Raw genomic sequence first — 19,295 nt, forward strand, 5'->3', positions numbered from 1 at the left:
AACATGTGTCCAATGTCCATAGCCATAGCGTGAGGTGATGTCTCTGATTTTATTCTTGAGGGATACCGTATTCTGTAAAATTGTGTTACGATAATTTCGATAATGACTATACCGATCATTACAGGTGAAGGAGAATTGTTCGCATGCCACAAGCCAATAACATCAGGCAGCTGTGTGAAACCACTCGAGAGAAATTAAAACAAGCGGTGGAGAAGCTTGAAACGTTCTTGAACCAACATTCTCTGCCGCAGCTTATGGAAGGCCAAGACGAAGACAGAGTATTGTTTTACCAAGGATTTTTGTCAGATCTGCGTCACCTGCTTGTGTTCAGTGAGGTTTGCTACGAGAAGCTGGGCGTTGCCCTCCGTCGCGGAACCTTTGACGACGAAGCTGCTGAGAAAGTGCTATACCATGTGTACCATGACTGCGTTAATAACTTCTTCTATCCTAAAAATGAAAGCTATTCCGAAGATGGCAGATACGCTTATACCGGGCAGGATGCCATTCGATTCCGTAAGAAGCCGGTTCGCGCGGCGCGCGACATCGTGCTGGATATCACGGGGATTTTTGAGGAATTGCGGGACGATCTAAATTATTATGAAAGCGATTATTTAACCCAATTACGATTAAACCGTTCCGCCAAATAAATGATGGATGAAATGAAACGACAAGATGCCGCGATCACGGCATCTTTTTATTTTTGGGAACGATTTGCTAATTGTGCGGCGCATAAGGGAATCAGGCCGGGGAGAAAATGATACGCGAGGTGATCAATATGCCAAATGGGGAAAAACCCATAGTTAAATGTAGCGTATCCAACTGCACCTATTGGGGAGAGAAAAACGTGTGCAATGCCGACGTCATTATGATCGATGTCGATCAGCATGCGAAGAGCCGTTATTCGGCAGAGTTCGCCGGCGAAACGTTTGATACGGAACACCGAGATACCGCTTCATCGTCCGCTTCCACTTGCTGCCATACGTTTAAACCTAAGTCCAAATCGTCGTAAGGAAAACACATTTCAAGGAGGTGCTTCAGATGACGGATACCAAAGCAGACAAACCCCACAAAAAATCGGCCGAAAAGAGCCGCACCGACTATCCGCGTAAAGTAAATCGTGAGCACCGTGAGGAGTATGCGGCCGAGGTCACGCCGGCCGGGACGTTCAGCGGTAACGTGGTCCGCAGTGAAAGATCCGAAGAACCTCACGATGCCTCCCGGAACGAACTTGCGGATAACGCCAATACGGCGGGACGTACCGTAGGTTACGTCGGCGTTGGTTTAGGGATCGCCTCGTTGTTCTTATGGTCGATTATTCTAGGTCCGCTGGCTGCGGTTATGGGCTTCTATGCCTACAGCCAAGGCAACAAAACATCCGGAGCTTGGGCGATCGGCCTAGGGCTCGTATCCACGTTAAGCTACTTTGTACTGATGCCGTTTACCCGCTAACAGTCGTCCGATGGGGCTGCTGGTGGCGATGGAATCATGACCGTCATATCAATCGGCTAACGTCATCTTTAGGGCGTTGGCCTTTTCTTTTCTGCAGCTTTTATCGAAAAAGGGTGGTATGAGTCGCGGATTGCGTGTAAAATATAGGCATTGAACTAGTTATTCCTCGATAAGGAGCTTATAACGCATGCAAATCGATCCGCGAACGGTGGAACAGCTGATTCAGCTTCAGTCTTTAAACCCATTAAACTTGCAACAATCGTCATCTGAGCGGGTAACCGGTGATACGGACGGCTCGTTGTTTGATATATTGCTTCAGGAGTTGATGTTGGCGGAACAGGGCGAGAAATCGTCACCTGAGACCGAATCCAATGCCGATACTCAATCTTTGTTAGCGTCGCTTCAAGGGTATCTGTATTCTGCTGGTATTGACTCTGGGGAATCGTTGGACGGAGTCTTCGCAGAGATGCTTCCCAATTACTTGACGGCCGCTGCGGCAGAGACGGTAGGGGATGTCCCGGGGCAGGAGTCGGAGGGTATAGCCGATTTGCAGTCTTTGATTGCCCAGGCTAGTGCGCGATATGGAGTGCCGGAAAGCCTGATCAAAGCGGTGATTGCCACGGAGTCGTCCTTTAATCCGCAGGCGGTATCGTCCGCCGGTGCCAAAGGTCTGATGCAGTTGATGGACGCTACGGCGAAAGGGCTGGGGGTCAGCGATCCGTTTGATCCGGCGCAGAATATCGACGGAGGCACCAAATATTTGTCTTATCAAATCCACCGTTACGGCGGGGATATCAAAACGGCTCTTGCGGCCTACAATGCCGGACCGGGCAGACTGCAGCGGCTGGGAATCAGCAACGATGAGCAACTGATGGAGAAGTTCCATTTGCTGCCGCAGGAGACGCAGGGCTATATTGCCAAGATTATGCGAGCGCAAGCGAAATACGAGGCTTAATTGGTTATAAAAATTGAGTAGTACATGATTCGAAAGATCAAAGGGAAAACGCTCCGATCGCGGTGATTTCGGGTATACGCGTTTTTCATTTGATCTTTTTTGAGATGAAGGTGAAAATAATGATCTATTTCGACCATGCGGCGACGACCCCGCCCTACGAGGACGTCACCAAGACTGTTGCAGAAGTTATGGCACGGCACTATGGGAACCCGTCTTCGTTACACCGGCTGGGCGAAGAGAGTGCGAAGCTGCTGGACAAAGCGAGAGAGGTAAGCGCCGCTGCTCTGGGAGTTCAGTCGCGGGAAATCGTGTTTACCGGCGGGGCGACAGAAAGCAACAATATGGCCATTAAAGGGGTCGCCCTTCAGTTTACTGAGCGGGGCAAGCATTTGATCACGACGGCAACGGAGCATCCCTCCGTGTTCGAGAGTGTCAAGCAGTTGGCCACTTGGGGCTGGGAGACGACCATTCTTCCGGTTGACGAGGATGGAGGCGTGACTGTCGAACAGGTGCGGGAAGCGTTGCGTCCAGACACCGTACTGGTGTCGGTCATGCATGTCAACAATGAAACCGGGACCGTACAGCCGGTGGGGGAAATCGGCCGGATGCTTAAAGCGGTTGCGCCTCGGGTGCTGTTCCATGTGGACGGCGTTCAGGGCTTTGGAAAGCTGCCCTTGTCCTTGGCTGACAGCGGAATTGATTTATACAGCCTGTCTGCGCACAAACTAAGAGGACCCAAAGGAGTTGGTCTGCTGTACGTCCGTGAGGGGCTCCGGCTTGCGCCGCTGCTGGCAGGCGGCGGACAGGAGGGGGGCTACCGTTCAGGTACGGAGAACATCCCTTATATCGTGGCTTTCGCCAAGGCGTTGCGTCTGGCGAAGGAAGGCCGCGAGACTCGGGCAGCCAAGCTGTATGGCTTACGTGAGCGTCTAATGCATGGGCTTGCAGAGCTGCCAGAGCTGACGATCAATTCCCCGGCGCAAGGAGCGCCGCACATCGTGCATTTTTCTTATCCGGGGATGAAAGCCGAAGCGTTGCTGCACATGCTGGAGGAAGAAGGATTTTTCGTATCCACCCGCTCGGCTTGTTCTTCCAAGCGAAGTGAACCGAGCCGCATCCTGCTGGCCATGGGCAAATCCAAGGAAGTGGCCTCGTCCGGCATTCGGATCAGTCTGGGCGAAGAACATGAAGAACGAGACATTGACGCCCTGCTCGCCGCGTTAAAGCAATGTGTTAAGCGGCTGCAGGTTTTACGATAGGAGAGAAATGTTAAAATGGAATATGATATGCTGCTGCTCCGTTTTGGAGAAATTACCCTCAAGGGGCGAAACCGCTCGCGCTTCGAGAAAGTGATCCACAACCATGTCAAAGCGCTGATGCATGACTTCCCCCGGGCGGAAGTCATCAAAGAATACGGAAGAATCTTTATTGCCATAAACGGAGAGCCGCTTGAACCGATGATCGCGGCGCTGAAGAACGTGTTTGGCGTCACTTCGATGTCTCCCATCAAGGTTGTACCGTCCCGTCTGGAGGATATCCTTCAGACCGCGGTCGATTTCATTAAGGAGCTGGGGCCAGCCCCGGGAACGAAGTTTAAAGTTACCGCCCGCCGGATATGGAAGCCGTTCCCCCACTCGTCGCAGGAAATGAACAAGCTGGTCAGCAACCCGATCCTGAACGCCTGCCCCGAGCTTCGGGTGGATGTCCATCATCCTGAACTGGAGCTGCGCGTAGAGATTCGGGAGCAGGGCACGTATCTGTTCTGCGAAGTGATACCGGGAGCGGGAGGGTTCCCGCTCGGTTCAAACGGCAAAGCCATGCTGCTGTTGTCCGGAGGGATCGACAGCCCTGTTGCCGGTTGGTCGGCGCTGCGGCGCGGATTGGAAATCGAATGCGTTCATTTCCACAGCTATCCATTTACCAGTAAAAAAGCGGAGCAAAAGGTCATTGATTTAGCCAACGTGTTAGCTCAATATTCCGGCTTCATCAAGCTGCACCTTGTGCCGTTTACCGAAATTCAAACCAAGCTGGCACAGACTGGTCAGGATAACTTGATCATCACGATGATGCGAAGAGCGATGCTGCGCATTGCCACGAAGCTGGCGGAACGGAATGGCGCCTTGGCTCTAGTCACCGGAGACAGCTTGGGCCAGGTAGCCAGCCAAACGTTGTCCAGCATGAATGCGATCGGACGCGTAACCAATCTCCCGATCCTGCGGCCTTTGGTGATGACCGACAAGGTGGATATCATTGCGATGGCGCAGCAGATTGGCACGTACGACTTGTCGATTTTGCCTTATGAAGATTGTTGCACGTTATTTGTTCCGAAATCTCCAGCAACCAACCCGAATCTGAGGGTCCTGGAGAACGTTGAGCGTTCGTTGGAGAATTTGGATGAGATGATTGACAAAGCCGTAGAGGATACGGAAACGATCTTTATCCGCCCCGGGCGCAGCATCAAGCGACGGGATAACGCGGACAACGTCGTTCAGGAAAGTTGGTTCTAACCCTAAAGAGAAAACCCGCCCGGGCCAAATCAAATGGCCGCATGCGGGTTTTGCTTTTTTCTACCGGGTTGCCGGATGGGTCTGAGCTCCTTCGGTTTCTTTGCGCTGCTGGCGCTTCTTCATGTAACCCGCCAACAGCACGCCGGCGATCACAATGGCGATCAGCAGATAACGAAGAGACGGGTTCTCCTCGAAGAAATGCGCGAAATGGCGTTCCTCCGTAATCATATTGGCGGCTGTGTAGGCAAGTACTGCAGCGCCAAGATATGCGATCCAAGGGAACTTGTCCAACAGTTTAATAAACAAGGTACTACCCCAAACAACGATCGGGACGCTGATCAGCAGGCCGATCACCACCAGCACCATGTGCTGCTTGGACGCCCCCGCTACGGCGATGACATTGTCGAGTCCCATGGCGGCGTCGGCAATGATAATCGTACGGATCGCCGGCCATAGCTTATCCTTCGCTTCGATGTTGTCATGGCCGCCTTCATCCGCCAGCACCTTGTAGGCGATAAAGACCAGCATCAATCCGCCTACCGCCAGCAGCCAGGGGATTTGCAACAGCCATACGACGATCAGCGTTGCGGCGATCCTTAGTACCACGGCACCGATGGTACCGTATAAAATGGCTTTCTTCTGGACCGAGTGGGGCAGTTTTCTTGCCGCCATCCCGATGACGATTGCATTATCACCCGCCAAAATGAGATCGATAAAAATGATATTGATCAGGGCGAGAAAAAAAGCAGCGCTAAATAAGTCCACGTTATGTCACTTCCTCTATAGACGTATATACGTATTAAATCTCTAAAAGGATTCATTTGTCCAGAGTTGTTTTTTAAAGTGGCATAGCTTGGCTACATCCCTCATACAAGTTGTAGGGGGGAGGGATAAGCTTGGAACATTTGCTGCTGTTATCGGAAATATTAATCATCAATCTCGTACTCAGCGGCGATAACGCCGTTGTTATAGCTATGGCGAGCAAGAATTTGCCGCTTAAACAACGTAAGCGGGCGGTATGGTGGGGAGCGCTGGGAGCCGTACTGCTGCGCTGCGTCTTGACCTGGGTAGCCGTGTTACTGTTGAAAATCCCGTTTATTCATGCGGCAGGCGGCGTACTGCTGGCTGCTATTGCCGTAAAGCTGCTGCTGCCGCAGGAGGAACACTCCCGCGTGGCGGGCGCAAGCTCATTGTGGAAGGCGGTGCAGACGATTCTTGCCGCCGATTTTATTATGAGCTTGGATAATGTACTGGCGATCGCCGCGCTGGCAGAGGGCGATGTGTCGATTCTTGTGATCGGGATCGCCATCAGCATTCCGATCGTGGTCTGGGGCAGCAACCTGATCGCCGATTGGCTGCAGCGTCTGCCGCTCCTCGTTTATGCCGGTGCAGGCATCCTCGGATACACTGCCGGAGAAATGCTGCTGCAGGATCCGCAGCTTGGACCGGCGCTTGCGGCGGCCGCTCCCGCATTGGCACGAGTCGTACCGGCGGGAACCGCCGCGGTCGTTATTATGTTCGGCTGGCTGCGAAAATGTAACGCCGGGCGCGGTTAACCGCACTCAGCAGTTCCATCCACACCATCCGAAAAAAACATCAGGCCCCCGCCTTAGGCCGAGTGGTTTTTTGGGCAGAATTCATATAAACTGGAAGTGAAGGGGATGTCGTAATTTGCAACGTCTTGTCCCTCATTGTCTTCTGGAAGGTGTGTGATGGATATGTCCGACAACAACAAACTCATGACAGGCGTCTTGATCCTCGCTGCCGGAGTGATTATCCTGCTCGGTAAATTAGGGTTTTTCAGCTTTCTTGGAAGAGCGCTTTGGCCGCTGCTGCTGCTGATCCCTGGGATCTTGCTTCACGTATGGCATTTCTGGCGGAAAGGCCCTGCGGAACTGCTGCTTCCCGGAGCCATTCTGGTCGTATACAGCCTCGTATTTTTTACCGGGGTCATCGGCGGATGGCAAACATTGAAATACACCTGGCCGATCTTCTTCCTAGGCGTTGCCGTCGGTTTGTTTGAATATGGTTATTTCGCGCCTCAGCGCCAGAACGGAATATTCATCGCCGCCATGATATTGGGAGCGATATCACTGCTCTTGCTTGGCTGGACGTTGTTTGCTTCGACGATCGTTTATTTCTTAGCTATTGTTCTGATCGTTGCCGGGATTTGGTTGATCGCTGGCCGGGGCAACCGCCGGAGATCTTGGTGAGTCACAGGGATAGTTCTTGAAAATTTCAAGATTTCACGTATAATATAAGGGATATGTCAAGCGTCGGCATTTAAGTCGACGCTTTGTTTTGTGGTGGATGAGGCTGCACTTGGTCTTGTAAACTAATTCCTGTTCGAAGTGCAAATTGTATTTTATAAAACCATCTCAATAATCTATAGAGACGAAAGGATCTGGAGACAAACCTATGCATGATAGAAAACAAATTCGCAATATTGCGATTATTGCCCACGTTGACCACGGGAAAACGACGCTCGTCGACAAGCTGCTGCAGCAATCCGGGATTTTCCGGGAGAACGAAGCGGTGCAAGAGCGGGCCATGGACTCCAACGATTTGGAGCGGGAACGCGGGATTACCATTTTGGCGAAAAATACTGCCATTACGTACAAGGACTATTTGATTAATATCGTAGATACTCCGGGACACGCCGACTTCGGCGGGGAAGTGGAACGGATTATGAAAATGGTCGACGGCGTGCTACTCGTAGTTGATGCTTACGAAGGTTGCATGCCGCAGACGAAATTCGTGCTTCGTAAAGCGCTGGAGCATCACCTGACGCCAATCGTCGTGGTGAACAAAATCGACCGCCCGGCTGCACGTCCGGCCGAAGTGATCGATGAGGTGCTGGATCTGTTTATCGAGTTGGAAGCCAGTGAGGATCAGCTGGACTTCCCGGTCGTTTACGCCTCCGCGTTAAACGGTACATCCAGCTTGGATCCAGAGAAGCAGGATGACAATATGCTGGCGCTTTACGAAACGATCATCGACCATATTCCGGCGCCTACGGAGAACGTTGACGAGCCGCTGCAATTCCTCGTGACGTTGATGGACTATAACGAATACTTGGGCCGGATCGCCATCGGCCGTGTGAACCGCGGCGTGATTCGCCAAGGTCAATCTGTGGCGGTGATGACGCGCGACGGCGGCAAGAAGACCGCTCGTATCGAGAAGCTGTTTGGCTTCCAGGGCCTGCGCCGCGTGGAAATCGAAGAAGCCGGAGCCGGGGACATCGTCGCTGTTGCCGGGATCAAGGACATCAATATCGGGGAAACGATCGCCGATCCAAATCACCCGGAAGCCTTGCCGGTCTTGAAGATCGATGAACCAACGCTGCAAATGACGTTCCTCGTTAATAACAGCCCGTTTGCAGGACGCGAAGGCAAATGGGTGACTTCCCGTAAACTGCGCGAGCGCCTGTTTAAAGAGCTGGAAACTGACGTTTCCTTGCGCGTGGATGAGACGGACAGCCCGGACGCATTTATCGTATCTGGCCGTGGTGAGCTTCACCTGGGCATTCTGATCGAGAACATGCGCCGTGAAGGGTACGAGCTGCAGGTATCTAAGCCTGAGGTCATCGTACGGGAAATCGACGGCGTGAAAATGGAACCGATCGAACGCCTGCTGATCGACGTGCCGGAAGAAAGCATGGGCGCAGTCATGGAAAGCTTGGGTTCCCGCAAAGCGGAAATGGTGAATATGGTTAACAACGGTAACGGCCAGGTTCGCTTGGAGTTCTTGATTCCAGCCCGCGGCCTGATCGGGTATCGGACGCATTTCCTTACGTTGACTCGCGGTTACGGCGTTATGAATCACGCGTTCGACAGCTATGGTCCATTCGTTGGCGGACAGGTTGGCGGACGTCATGAAGGCGTGCTTGTTTCCAGTGAAAACGGCGTATCCACCCTCTACGGGATCTTGTCCATTGAGGATCGCGGGATTCTGTTCGTGGAACCGGGAACGGAAGTTTATGAAGGCATGATCGTCGGGGAGCATACCCGCGATAACGATATTGTGGTGAATATTTGTAAGGAAAAACAACTGACAAACGTGCGCTCCGCCACGAAGGACGAAACGGTGAAGATGAAGACCCCGCGGCTCTTCTCGTTGGAACAAGCGCTGGAATATTTGAATGACGACGAATATTGTGAAATTACGCCAAAATCGGTTCGCCTGCGTAAGAAGATTTTGAACAAGAGCGAGCGGGAACGTGCAGAAAAACATCGCAAAATGGCGGAAGCCAACCTATAATTAGGAATAAGGTTGCCATTTGAAGGAGGGTTTCGTTATGCAGGCTTGGTTTGCCAGCCATCCGATCATTTCCTACGTGCTGATCTTCGTGCTGATCATTTATGTTTACAATAAAGTGTTCCGTGCACAGCAGAAGCTGCCGCTGTTTAAAGAGATTATTCTGTACCTCCTTATGGCGCTGGGCTCCTTCCTGCTGCTCATCTTCCAAATTGACAAGCTGCCGATCATTCAATGTTTGCTGGTGGCTGTCGTTTTGATGCTGATGGTGCGGATTCGTTATTTTGTCGAGGGTCGACGGAACAAGGAGAACAAGACGGGTTCGCCGTCAAGCGATAAATCGGCATAATTTGCCTCCGCTTTCTAACCGGTAACTTTTCCGAAACTCTGTACGTCTTAATGAATGCGACAACATTTTTACAGAAATAAGGTGTTTAAGTTCATGAGTTCTAACCGCAGCGGCTTACCTCCACGGGGGCAAAGCCAAAGAGGATCGACAAAAGGTGCAAAAGCGGGCTCCACTCGAAAAAGAAAATCCGGCGGCCTGAAACGGTTCTTCAAAACCGTCCTGACGCTCCTCATCCTCGGGGTAATCGGGGTTGGCCTTTATGCAGGGTATTTATTCTATACCGCGGATCAGGTGATCGATGCAACGGGGACTCCAGACAAAGTAGCACCTGAGAAATCCGCCAAGGTGAAGCCGATTACGATGCTGTTGCTTGGGACGGATTACCGTCCGCAGACCGGCACCCATCTGAGTGACGTGATGATGGTCATCGCGATGAATCCCGATACCAAATCGGCAACGGTCGTCTCTCTTCCGCGCGATACCAAGCTGGAATTGGACGGATATAAGACGAACAAGCTCAACGCGTACTATCCGAACTTCCTGGCGGCTGAGAAGAAAACAGGGATTCCCGCCACACAGGAAATGAAAACGATGATGGGCAAGTTTTTTGGTATCAATATCGATTATGTGACGGTGCTGAATTTCCAAGGGTTCCGCGATGTGGTGGATGCGCTGGGCGGTGTTGACGTCAATGTGGATGCCGACATGTGTTACCGCGATACGGCGGACGGTACGAACATCAACCTGAAGAAAGGCGAGCAGCACCTGAACGGGGAAGATGCGTTAGGCTACGTGCGCTACCGCAAATCGAACTGCAAGCCGCAGACGAAGGGTTCGGATGATTTCGACCGTAACCGCCGGCAGAATGAAGTGCTGCACGCCCTGATCGACCAAGCGAAGTCGCTGAACGGTGTCATGGGGGCCGGCAAAGTGATCGAATCCGTCGGAAAGAATATGGAGACCGACCTGGAATCGCAGCAAATGAAAAATATCATTCAAGCGTATTGGAACATTTCTAAGGAGAATGTGGCATTCGTGCCAGTGACCGGGGATTGGAAGAGCCCGTACGTCTACTTGCACCAGGATGAACTGGAAGCGGCCAAGCAGGCGCTGAAGGATCAGCTCGCCGGGAAGGCAAGTTCCGCGCAGGCAAATAGCGGGGAGACGGACGACGGACAGGTGAACTGACGATTGAATGCAAGTTTTGCCGCATGCTATAATACAATTGACTTAAGGATAGCTGAAGCGTATTGAGCAGAAATCCGATGTAACACTGTACAGGAGGGCTGGTCTAATGTCCGAAGTCGTAACTCAATTATCTGATTCACTTTATTCCCTTCTCCAGTCCGAAACGTATGTACTGTTGAACACGGTGGATCAGGAATCCGGCGGCCCTACGTCCAGCGCCATTTCTTGGGTGTATGCCGTGGATCCTTCGAAGCTGCGGCTGGCGCTGGATCATCGCTCCAGACTGGTCGGCAATTTGAAGGCCAATCCGCGGGCGACGGTCACAGTGTTTGGCCAGGATACGATTTACGCCATCAATGGCCGAGCTACCGTTGTACAGGATCCATTGGACGGGGTGCCGTTTAATATGTGCTGCTTCGACATCGAGATCGATGCGGTGCGAAACGCGCTGTTTTATGGCGCGCAGCTGGTGTCACCGCCGGAATATGCCAAAGTTTATGACCAGCGGGCTGCGGACATGCTGGATCGTCAAGTGTTTGAAGCCATGAAGAAAGCCTAGCGAGTTGATCGCTAGGCTTTTTTTCCTTCTTGGGACAAACTTAACGCAGATTTTGCCGCGTTGCTCCGCCGTCAGGGGCGATTTGCATTTGCTTCGGATTGCCTTCCGGCGGCCGGGTATCGTTCGGAATCTGAGGGACGATCCGTCCGATAATGTCAGCCAGCTCGGTGGCGAAGCCGGAAACCGGCCGACCTTCGCGGATTTTCTTGCCGATCTCGGCAAGTCGTTGATTTAAGTCGATATCCGCGGTGACGATGGCGCCGGCTCCGTGCGGATCTTTTCGAAGCGCTTCAGCTACCGTATATTTAATGCTCCCTACCCTTGCACGTTCGAGGCGGCTATCCACATCGATACCAACGATGGCGGTTTTGCCCATAATGACACAATGCGCGCCTTTCACGCCAGGGACTTTTTTCACCAGTTCTTCCAAATAAACTTGTCTGTCACGGTCTGACATGACCTCTTTGTCGTTGGCGTTGGTGGCATAAGGATTCACGCTTTGTGCCTGGGGCGCATTCCCTGTTTGATGATTTGGAGAGGGTGATGCCTTTTCAGAACGAGTTCCGCAACTTGTAAGCAGGGTAGCCGTCAGTAACAAACACAGCCATAATCGCATGTTCAATCCGTCCTTTCGGAATTGATCTCTCGATACCGGTTCTAATATCGGTTATAGAGTTCCCGGGACGCCAAAAAATATGTATGCTCATAAGGCTGCAATGACCGCGGTGGAGGGGATAATGATGAAGAAGATCTTTGTATTGGATACGAATGTATTATTGCATGATCCGGGTGCCGTATTTGCCTTTGACGAACATGATGTGGTCATTCCGGCTGTCGTGCTGGAGGAAATCGACAGCAAAAAGCGCAATGCCGACGAGATCGGCCGGAATGCGCGGGGCGTCTCTCGCTTGCTGGATGGCTTGCGGTCAACGGGCCATTTGCATGATGGCGTACCGCTGGAGGGCGGCGGGCGAATTAAGGTCGAGTTAAATCACCGCAGCTTCGTCAAGGTTCAGGAAAAGTTCGGGGAAGTCACCAACGACAACCGGATTCTCGCGGTAGCCCTGAACTATCACCTGGAGCAGGCGGAGATGGAAACGCCGCGGCCGGTCATTCTGGTCAGCAAGGATGTGCTGGTCCGAATCAAAGCCGACGTTCTGGGACTCCATGCCGAAGATTATTTGTCGGACCGGACCGTAGGCCCCAGCGACCTATACGGAGGTTATTCAACCATCAAGGTTCATCCGTCGGTGATTGATGAATTTTATACGTATCGCTTTTTGCCAATTAAACCGCTTGGGGCTAATTATTCCCTTTACCCGCATGAGTTTGTGATATTAAAAGATGAGATGGGGACTGGCAAATCCGCTTTGCTGAAAGTGAACGAAGATGCCACCCGCTTGGAGCCGCTGTATCTTAGTAATGAGCCGGTCTGGGGGATTAGCGCTCGAAACGCCCAGCAGCGCATGGCATTGGAGCTCTTGCTTAACGATGATATTCCGCTCGTTACGATCACCGGTAAAGCCGGCACCGGTAAGACGTTGCTTGCGTTAGCCGCCGGTCTGCTGAAGGTCGAGGATGAGCACAAATACAAAAAGCTGCTGATTGCCCGGCCCGTTGTCCCGATGGGGAAGGATATCGGATACCTGCCCGGGGAAAAAGAAGAAAAGCTGCGGCCTTGGATGCAGCCGATCTATGATAACCTGGAGTACCTGTTTGATACGAAGAAATCCGGCGACATCGAGAAAATCTTGATGGGGCTTGGCAGCATTCAGGTGGAGGCCCTTACGTACATTCGCGGCCGCTCGATCCCCGGGCAGTTCATCATCGTGGACGAGGCGCAAAACCTGTCGCGCCATGAGGTGAAGACGATCGTGTCGCGCGTCGGGGAAGGCAGCAAGATCGTGCTGGTTGGCGATCCGGAGCAGATCGACCATCCGTATCTGGACGCTTCCAGCAACGGATTAACCATTTTGGTCGAACGCTTCCGCGACCAGGGCATCAGCGGGCATATCACCCTGGAGAAGGGCGAACGCTCCAAGCTGGCTCAGCTGGCGGCGGATTTGTTGTAGAAGGGCGAGCTCGGACTGGACTTGGCCTTGGCCAACTGTGGCGGATACAGTGATAGCCAGGTCAACGGAAGCAAGTAACGCCCTCGGCCCGCTCTTGTCCGCCGGTTGTCCCTGATGAGGTAGAAGGAGGAGAACCGGCTCCCAAATGCGGACGTAAACTTCCTCCGGCTCGTTACTTGCCTTCCTGGAACAGGAAGTTGCTGACCGAGAGCATACCGCTCGTCCGTCGCGAGGAAAATAATAGTAAAAGCCCGGCGAATCGGTTTATCTTAATTCGCCGGGCTTTTTTGTTTGCACGCTTTTGCTCGAAGGGGGGAAACCTGCAAAAGTGCAGTTTTTTTCGGCTAAATCCCGATTTCTCGGCCAAAGCCTGCAAAAGTACAGTTATTTTTCACGATTTCGGACAAATGGGGCAATTCGGCGCAAAAAGCCTGCACTTTTGCAGGCTTTTTGCACAAAGCGGCGATTTCACCTCAAAAAACTGCATTTTTGCAGGAATCGCATACATTACAGGAGAGTTAAAGTCCAAGCACCCCACCGCCATACACATATACATTTTTTTACGGGACAATTCATCCGGCGATTTGCTACAATACGGAGTATCAGAAGGTTATTGACGTGACGTGCGCTCCTAAATTGTGGAGAGGAAGGACAGGCGTGAAGCGAAAAAATCATTGGGTGCTTTTTGCAATCCTCCTGCTCGCTTTAATTAATCTGTCGCCTAGCGAAGAAATGACGCTAGTTCGCCAAGAAGACGGCGGGGAGGCTCAGCCGGTTACGCCGCCTGAAGCGCAAACCAAGGAGGAGACCGGCCACATTCAGGTGGCCGTGCAGATGAATGAGACTGACTTCCGTCGCCTGGAGGAGATGAACCGGCAGTTTACGGTGAGCCATCCGGTGGAGGTTGATCTGGTGAATGTGCCGTTAGAGGAGAGTTATGCTGCGTACCAGCGCCAGCTGATGAAGCTCGGGGAATCGCCGGACGTCCTGCTCTTGGACAATGTCTGGATTCGCCGTTTTGCAGCGGACGGTTATCTGCTGCCCACGGAGGGCTATTTCTCTGGTTCCTTGTCAGGCGAAGTGTTAAGCGCTTCCTTAATTCCAAACGAGTGGAACGGTTACGTCTGGGGAGTTCCGCTGGATGTGGATCCCTATGTGCTGGTTTATCATGAGGACAAACTGAAGCAGCTTGGACTGGAACGCCCGCCGGCTACAGCGGACGATTGGAACGTCTTAGTCTCCACCTTCAAAAAACAACATTCCCAGCCCTACCTGTTAGGATTGGATTACCGTGATCCCTATGCGGCAGCGACTTTGCTGTGGCAAGTCGGCGGAGGCTGGAAGCCGGCCGGTTCCGGGCAATTCTATACAGTGGAGGGCAATATGACGTACGCCCTGCAACAGCTGGAATCGCTGCGCCCCGCGCTCTTGGATTCGGGCTTGGCCCGATCGGATTCGTGGAGCAAGCTGAGTGACGGCGAACTGGCGATGATGATCACCACGGCGACGGAAGCCGAGAAGCATCGTCATCCCCGCTCGAAAATCTGGATGCCGGAGTTCCAGCCGAATCTAGCGTCAACCTGGATCCTAGGCCGAAGTTATGCCGTTTCTTCGCAAACGGATCATCCCGATGCGGCCGGATTGTGGATTTCAGAAATGACCTCCCTTTATAATCAAGCGCGTTGGTATGAAACAACCGGGCATCTTCCTGTTCTCAAAACCGTTTATTACGAAGCCGCCCGAAATCAGCTCCCCACTTGGATCCCCGCCACGCTGGCTGCCGGATCCGGAATTGTGCTGCCGGCGAGTCCGTCGCTGCCGGAACAGCTCGAGCGCTTCGCGCCGCTCACCTCCGATTATTTAAGCGGAGCGATCACGGGCAAGCAATATCGCGGACGGTTGGCTGAGCTTAGTCGGTAAAGCATCACCAGCGCTTACAACGCCAACTTCAATTTCACCGTTAACGTCCCCTCGGAGATCACCGCCTCAGTGGCTTCCACGAAGGGGACAATTTTTTTCGGATAAAAGCCAAGGTCGAAATCCCGCTCCAGCTCGGCCCGCGTCGTATCCGGGAGGGCCAACCCATTAAACAGCAGGCGGTCCACATGGAAAACAATCGCGTTCTCCGGCTCCTGCTCCACCGTATAATGACCCTCGACTTCGAGCTCCAGGCCTTCCCGGCTGCCGCGCGCGATGATCTTGTCCGTTTTGAATTGAAAGCTCATATCCTTGAGCAACTCGCTCTTGCCATAGAGGAACGCATTCAGATCATCCTCGTGGATTTCCAAACGGTATCCCCCTTTTTCAGCGATCAAACTGCTCTCGTTCTGCTTCAAAAAGTCGGAGAATTGCGACATGGCGGAGCTGAGTGCCTGAAAATATCTGCGGAGCTCATACAGCCCAACGCTCTCCCAATAGGCGGTCAACTCTTGAATTAACGCCTTGAGCTTCTCGGGATCGGCACTGAGGCCAAGGGATTCGTCGACGCTTTGCCGAAGCGCGGCAACCCGGGTGCGCTGGAGCTGCAGCTCCTCTTTCATGCGGTCGAGTTCGGTGGACGTGGCTTCCAGCTTCTGCTTGGTCTTCGTCAGTTCAGCATATTCCAACTTGTATTGGTTTAATATGGTACGATCCCGATCCATAATGAGTTGATAATAATCCAATACGGTAAAAAAATCTTTGAGGCTGTTCACGCTTAGCAATGCGTACAGCAGATTTTCCCGTTCCCCCATATAATACGCGCGTAGTCTTAAGCCAGCTTGTTCGCGGCTGATACGGATTTGTTCGTTTTTTTCGGTTAATTGCTCTTGCAGCGCGCGAAGCTCCGTTTCAGTCTCTTGCTGGCGGGATTCGATCCGCTCGATTTCCCGGTCAATTTCCTGAATGGATAAGCTTTGTTCCAGGATCTGTTGTTCTTCGGCAGTCAGCGGAGCAGCCGCGGCCGACACATCGGCGATCTGAAACGCCGCAAGCAACAGCAGTAGACAGAGCGATATGATGCGTATCTTCAACAACGATCCTCTCCCATCCGTAGTTGTCCTATATATATGATAACAGACCCGGAAATAGCAGAACTCACGAAAAAAGGCGTTCCAGCTCAAAGCTGAAACGCCTTCTTGAAACACTTATGTGATTTGGGATTAGAGGGGTAAACCCATTTTGAAGACCGTCCAGTAGCTGAAACCGGTAAATGCGACGATCATATATCCCCAGAACAGCAGGATATAGGTTCTCTCGGTAAGCTTCAGATAGCCGAAAAGCACGAAAAAGGCGGTTTGCAAGAAGAACAGCAAAGCCATTTCCGTCAGATCGCCCGCAAAGGCCATAAGCCCAATAGCCAATGTGAAGAAGCCAAGGACGCGGAACATGCGTGCCACGAGGTAATCCCCCTTTCTTATGTATCAACGAGCTTCCATTCCTTTCCCCATTATACCCGTTAGGCTGAAAAGTGTAAACGAAAAGTCATGATTTAGCCAAATTACGCAGGTGTTGTTGTGACAAACCTAACAGTAGTGTTGGCGGCGCCTGCTCTTGTTATTCATTTCGTGAAACGTCATGTATGGAGGAGCTGGATTTTGGAAATACATTTTAGTATCAAATAGATTCTATGAACTCTATGAGAGGCATAGAAATGGAGTAAGAAGCATTTTACCCTTACGCCTGCCGGAGACCGCCGGTTGGATGACGGTTAGATTAGGATGTCGTTAGGAGGTTTTTATAGCATGACAGCTGTGAGACAAGATGCATGGAGCCCAGAAGATGATTTGATTCTGGCCGAGGTTACCCTTCGGCATATACGGGAGGGCAGCACCCAATTAAACGCTTTCGAAGAGGTCGGAGAACGGATAGGCAGAACGGCGGCGGCCTGCGGTTTCCGATGGAACAGCTGCGTTCGCAAGAAGTATGAAGCGGCCATCAGCATCGCGAAAGCACAAAGACAGAAGCGAAATTATATGAAAAAGCAAAACTCGCTAACGGCCGGTTCCGGCATGGCCTCGCTTACGTCCGTCGATATGGACGACAACGGTTATCGCGGAGATGGGGTGTCGGAGGAGACGATTTCGATCGACGCTGTGATCCGCTTCTTACGCGGATGGAAAAACACGATTCAGGAAACGAATCGCCAAATCAAAACGCTGGAGAAAGAGCTTAAAGAGAAAGAAGAGGAGATTGCTAAGCTTCGCGAGGAGAACGAGAAGCTGTCGGCACAGGTCAATGAGGTGCAGACCGATTACCGGGTTGTGAACGACGATTATAAGGCGTTAATTCAGATTATGGACCGTGCTAGACGCTTAGCTTTCTTAAATGAAGAAGACGAAGAAAACAAATCCAGATTCAAGATGGACGCAAACGGGAACTTAGAACGGATCGAATAACTGAAAACTATCGCAAAATCTCGCCATTCTGGCGAGATTTTTGTGTTGTCAGGGGGAGTTTGGTATAAAGGGATTAGTTGAAAGGAAAGGACGTGGAGTTTCATCATGAAAATAGATATTATCGGCGCCGGTGCACTCGGGCTGTTGTTTGGCGGGAAGCTGGCGGCATCCGGCGTGCCGGTGCGTTTTTGGACAAGAACCCCTGAGCAAGCCGCTAAGCTAAATAAAGAAGGGATCCGCGTTACTGAAGCGGACGGGAGCACAACCGTTGTGGGGAGGCAGCGGCTCGAAGCCTTCCCTGTGGGAAAAAGCGGCAGAGAGGGCGAAACGGCTGAATGGATGTTGTTAACCATCAAACAATGGCATATCGATGCCGGTTTGCTGTCTTTTCTCAGTCAGATGGCGGAGACAGAGACGAAGGTCGTATGCTTTCAAAATGGCATAGGGCACCTAGAGCTGATCGGCAAAGCATTGCCAGGGGTTCCGCTTTATACGGCGATTACGACGGAAGGGGCCAAACGGATGGATGAATGCAGCGTGAAAAGGGCCGGTCAGGGAACCACGCAGATTGGTGCGAACGGAGATGGGGCAAATCTTGAGTCAAACGCAGAAAGTTTCGTGAAAATACTGGAGAAGGCAGGATTTACCGCCCTTTTGTCGAAAGACATCGGGAGAGAAATCTACAGGAAGCTGCTGATTAATGCGGTGATCAACCCATTAACGGCGATATGGCGGCTGAATAACGGCCAACTGCTGGAGAACGACGAACGGGTTCGCCTGCTCCGGCAACTTTGCGATGAAGGCTTACGCATTTATGAGGCTTACGGGATTCCTTACGATGACGACATGTTCGATCAAATCGCAGCGGTATGCCGGTCGACCGCTTCCAATGTCTCCTCGATGCTGAAGGATGTGCAGCAGGGGATGCCGACGGAAATCGATCATATTAATGGGAAATTGGTTGAGATGGCGCGCCGCAAGGGAATTCCGGTTCCCGGACACGAGATGGTGTGGCGGTTGGTTCGTGCTTTGTAAGCTGACATGGATATAAAAATATAGTTACTTACTTTTTGAATTGATTTTTTCTATAACCAAAATTGATGCGGAGGTGAGGCTTTGGAAGCGTTGGTCTCTTCCTTTATCGTGTTGGCTATGATACCGGTCATTCCATTTGGGCTCGTTTATTTCATTCATTATTATGTCAAGCGGGATAAGAAAAGAGCGCTGAAGCTGGCCATGGACGTAACGACGCTGTTTCTGATCTTGTCGGTCTCTGCGTTGTTTAATAATGTGTTCCATTCGACCTTTGGCTTCTATCTGATCGTATTAATTCTATTGGTTGTTAGCGGATTGATTGGCGGGGCGCAGACTCGCCTGAAGGGAAGGGTCGACGCCCGCAAGCTGCTGCGTGTGGTGTGGCGTTTGGCGTTTGCGGCAACCGGATTAGCATACGTTTTATTGTTTTTAATCAGCTTTATTACATATATCACCGCCGCTTAGGTCAAACTAGGGTTGCCTTCCCAATACCGAATAAAGGGATGACATTCTTGGTTAATTGTTAAGAAAATCAAATGTCAATATTG

21 protein-coding genes are annotated in these 19,295 nt (G+C 51.9%); 17 read left to right on the forward strand and 4 right to left on the reverse strand.

Going from position 1 to position 19,295, the window contains the following annotated elements; translation table 11 throughout:
• Positions 1-143 precede the first annotated feature (143 nt).
• The 6 genes from POTG_RS14420 (at position 144) to thiI (ending at position 4,911) form a co-directional block, all read left to right on the forward strand.
• Entirely contained in the window at positions 144-647 is a 504-nt protein-coding gene (locus POTG_RS14420) for a YpuI family protein (RefSeq protein ID WP_009225564.1), read from the forward strand.
• Positions 648-775: 128 nt separating this feature from the next.
• Positions 776-1,009 (forward strand): DUF1540 domain-containing protein, encoded by a 234-nt coding sequence (locus POTG_RS14425; RefSeq protein ID WP_036645660.1) that lies wholly within the window; start codon positions 776-778, stop codon positions 1,007-1,009.
• Positions 1,010-1,038: 29 nt separating this feature from the next.
• Positions 1,039-1,449: a hypothetical protein gene (locus POTG_RS14430; protein ID WP_009225566.1), complete on the forward strand. Its 411-nt coding sequence runs from the start codon at positions 1,039-1,041 to the stop codon at positions 1,447-1,449.
• A 187-nt stretch (positions 1,450-1,636) separates the two neighbouring features.
• Positions 1,637-2,404 (forward strand): lytic transglycosylase domain-containing protein, encoded by a 768-nt coding sequence (locus POTG_RS14435; RefSeq protein ID WP_009225567.1) that lies wholly within the window; start codon positions 1,637-1,639, stop codon positions 2,402-2,404.
• Between the two features lie 119 nt (positions 2,405-2,523).
• Positions 2,524-3,663 carry a cysteine desulfurase family protein gene (locus tag POTG_RS14440; protein WP_036645596.1) on the forward strand — a complete coding sequence of 380 codons (1,140 nt, stop codon included), beginning with the start codon at positions 2,524-2,526 and terminating at the stop codon, positions 3,661-3,663.
• A 15-nt stretch (positions 3,664-3,678) separates the two neighbouring features.
• Complete coding sequence (gene thiI / locus POTG_RS14445; protein ID WP_009225569.1) at positions 3,679-4,911, forward strand: tRNA uracil 4-sulfurtransferase ThiI; 1,233 nt, start codon at positions 3,679-3,681, stop codon at positions 4,909-4,911.
• Positions 4,912-4,971: 60 nt separating this feature from the next.
• Here the strand turns inward: thiI and POTG_RS14450 are convergent, their stop codons facing one another.
• Positions 4,972-5,676: a TerC family protein gene (locus POTG_RS14450; protein ID WP_009225570.1), complete on the reverse strand. Its 705-nt coding sequence runs from the start codon at positions 5,674-5,676 to the stop codon at positions 4,972-4,974.
• 131 nt (positions 5,677-5,807) lie between these two features.
• Here POTG_RS14450 and POTG_RS14455 point away from each other — a divergent pair, with 131 nt between their 5' ends.
• From POTG_RS14455 to POTG_RS14480, 6 genes are all read left to right on the forward strand, one after another.
• On the forward strand, positions 5,808-6,467 hold the full coding sequence (locus POTG_RS14455; RefSeq protein ID WP_009225571.1) for a TerC family protein: 660 nt from the start codon (positions 5,808-5,810) through the stop codon (positions 6,465-6,467).
• 156 nt (positions 6,468-6,623) lie between these two features.
• Positions 6,624-7,124 carry a hypothetical protein gene (locus POTG_RS14460; protein WP_009225572.1) on the forward strand — a complete coding sequence of 167 codons (501 nt, stop codon included), beginning with the start codon at positions 6,624-6,626 and terminating at the stop codon, positions 7,122-7,124.
• A 205-nt stretch (positions 7,125-7,329) separates the two neighbouring features.
• The gene (gene typA / locus POTG_RS14465; RefSeq protein ID WP_009225573.1) at positions 7,330-9,171 is read left to right on the forward strand and encodes a translational GTPase TypA; all 1,842 of its coding nucleotides are present in this window, start codon (positions 7,330-7,332) and stop codon (positions 9,169-9,171) included.
• Positions 9,172-9,208: 37 nt separating this feature from the next.
• Entirely contained in the window at positions 9,209-9,517 is a 309-nt protein-coding gene (locus tag POTG_RS14470) for a YlaH-like family protein (RefSeq protein WP_009225574.1), read from the forward strand.
• Between the two features lie 93 nt (positions 9,518-9,610).
• Positions 9,611-10,705, forward strand: coding sequence for an LCP family protein (locus POTG_RS14475; RefSeq protein WP_036645599.1), 1,095 nt, complete (start codon positions 9,611-9,613; stop codon positions 10,703-10,705).
• Between the two features lie 106 nt (positions 10,706-10,811).
• Positions 10,812-11,264: a pyridoxamine 5'-phosphate oxidase family protein gene (locus POTG_RS14480; RefSeq protein WP_009225576.1), complete on the forward strand. Its 453-nt coding sequence runs from the start codon at positions 10,812-10,814 to the stop codon at positions 11,262-11,264.
• A gap of 40 nt (positions 11,265-11,304) precedes the next feature.
• On the opposite strand, the gene POTG_RS14485 is transcribed toward POTG_RS14480, so the two are convergent.
• Entirely contained in the window at positions 11,305-11,880 is a 576-nt protein-coding gene (locus POTG_RS14485) for a YhcN/YlaJ family sporulation lipoprotein (protein WP_036645601.1), read from the reverse strand.
• A 124-nt stretch (positions 11,881-12,004) separates the two neighbouring features.
• Between POTG_RS14485 and POTG_RS14490 the strand changes: the two genes are divergently transcribed.
• Positions 12,005-13,336, forward strand: coding sequence for a PhoH family protein (locus tag POTG_RS14490; RefSeq protein ID WP_036645603.1), 1,332 nt, complete (start codon positions 12,005-12,007; stop codon positions 13,334-13,336).
• A 657-nt stretch (positions 13,337-13,993) separates the two neighbouring features.
• Positions 13,994-15,256, forward strand: a complete 1,263-nt coding sequence (locus POTG_RS14500; RefSeq protein WP_009225579.1) for a sugar ABC transporter substrate-binding protein — start codon at positions 13,994-13,996, stop codon at positions 15,254-15,256.
• Positions 15,257-15,270: 14 nt separating this feature from the next.
• Here the strand turns inward: POTG_RS14500 and POTG_RS14505 are convergent, their stop codons facing one another.
• Both POTG_RS14505 and POTG_RS14510 read right to left on the reverse strand, forming a co-directional pair.
• The gene (locus POTG_RS14505; protein WP_157273455.1) at positions 15,271-16,347 is read right to left on the reverse strand and encodes a coiled-coil domain-containing protein; all 1,077 of its coding nucleotides are present in this window, start codon (positions 16,345-16,347) and stop codon (positions 15,271-15,273) included.
• A 129-nt stretch (positions 16,348-16,476) separates the two neighbouring features.
• A complete protein-coding gene (locus tag POTG_RS14510; RefSeq protein WP_009225581.1) occupies positions 16,477-16,713 on the reverse strand; it encodes a DUF2626 domain-containing protein in 237 nt (78 codons plus the stop codon).
• Positions 16,714-17,058: 345 nt separating this feature from the next.
• Between POTG_RS14510 and POTG_RS14515 the strand changes: the two genes are divergently transcribed.
• The 3 genes from POTG_RS14515 (at position 17,059) to POTG_RS14525 (ending at position 19,212) form a co-directional block, all read left to right on the forward strand.
• Complete coding sequence (locus POTG_RS14515; protein WP_009225582.1) at positions 17,059-17,712, forward strand: RsfA family transcriptional regulator; 654 nt, start codon at positions 17,059-17,061, stop codon at positions 17,710-17,712.
• Positions 17,713-17,817: 105 nt separating this feature from the next.
• A complete protein-coding gene (locus tag POTG_RS14520; protein WP_009225583.1) occupies positions 17,818-18,747 on the forward strand; it encodes a ketopantoate reductase family protein in 930 nt (309 codons plus the stop codon).
• Positions 18,748-18,828: 81 nt separating this feature from the next.
• Complete coding sequence (locus POTG_RS14525; protein WP_009225584.1) at positions 18,829-19,212, forward strand: DUF3397 domain-containing protein; 384 nt, start codon at positions 18,829-18,831, stop codon at positions 19,210-19,212.
• Positions 19,213-19,295: the final 83 nt, after the last annotated feature.

It is taken from the genome of Paenibacillus sp. oral taxon 786 str. D14 (genome assembly GCF_000159955.1).
GTDB classification, from domain to species: Bacteria; Bacillota; Bacilli; order Paenibacillales; family Paenibacillaceae; genus Fontibacillus; species Fontibacillus phoenicis.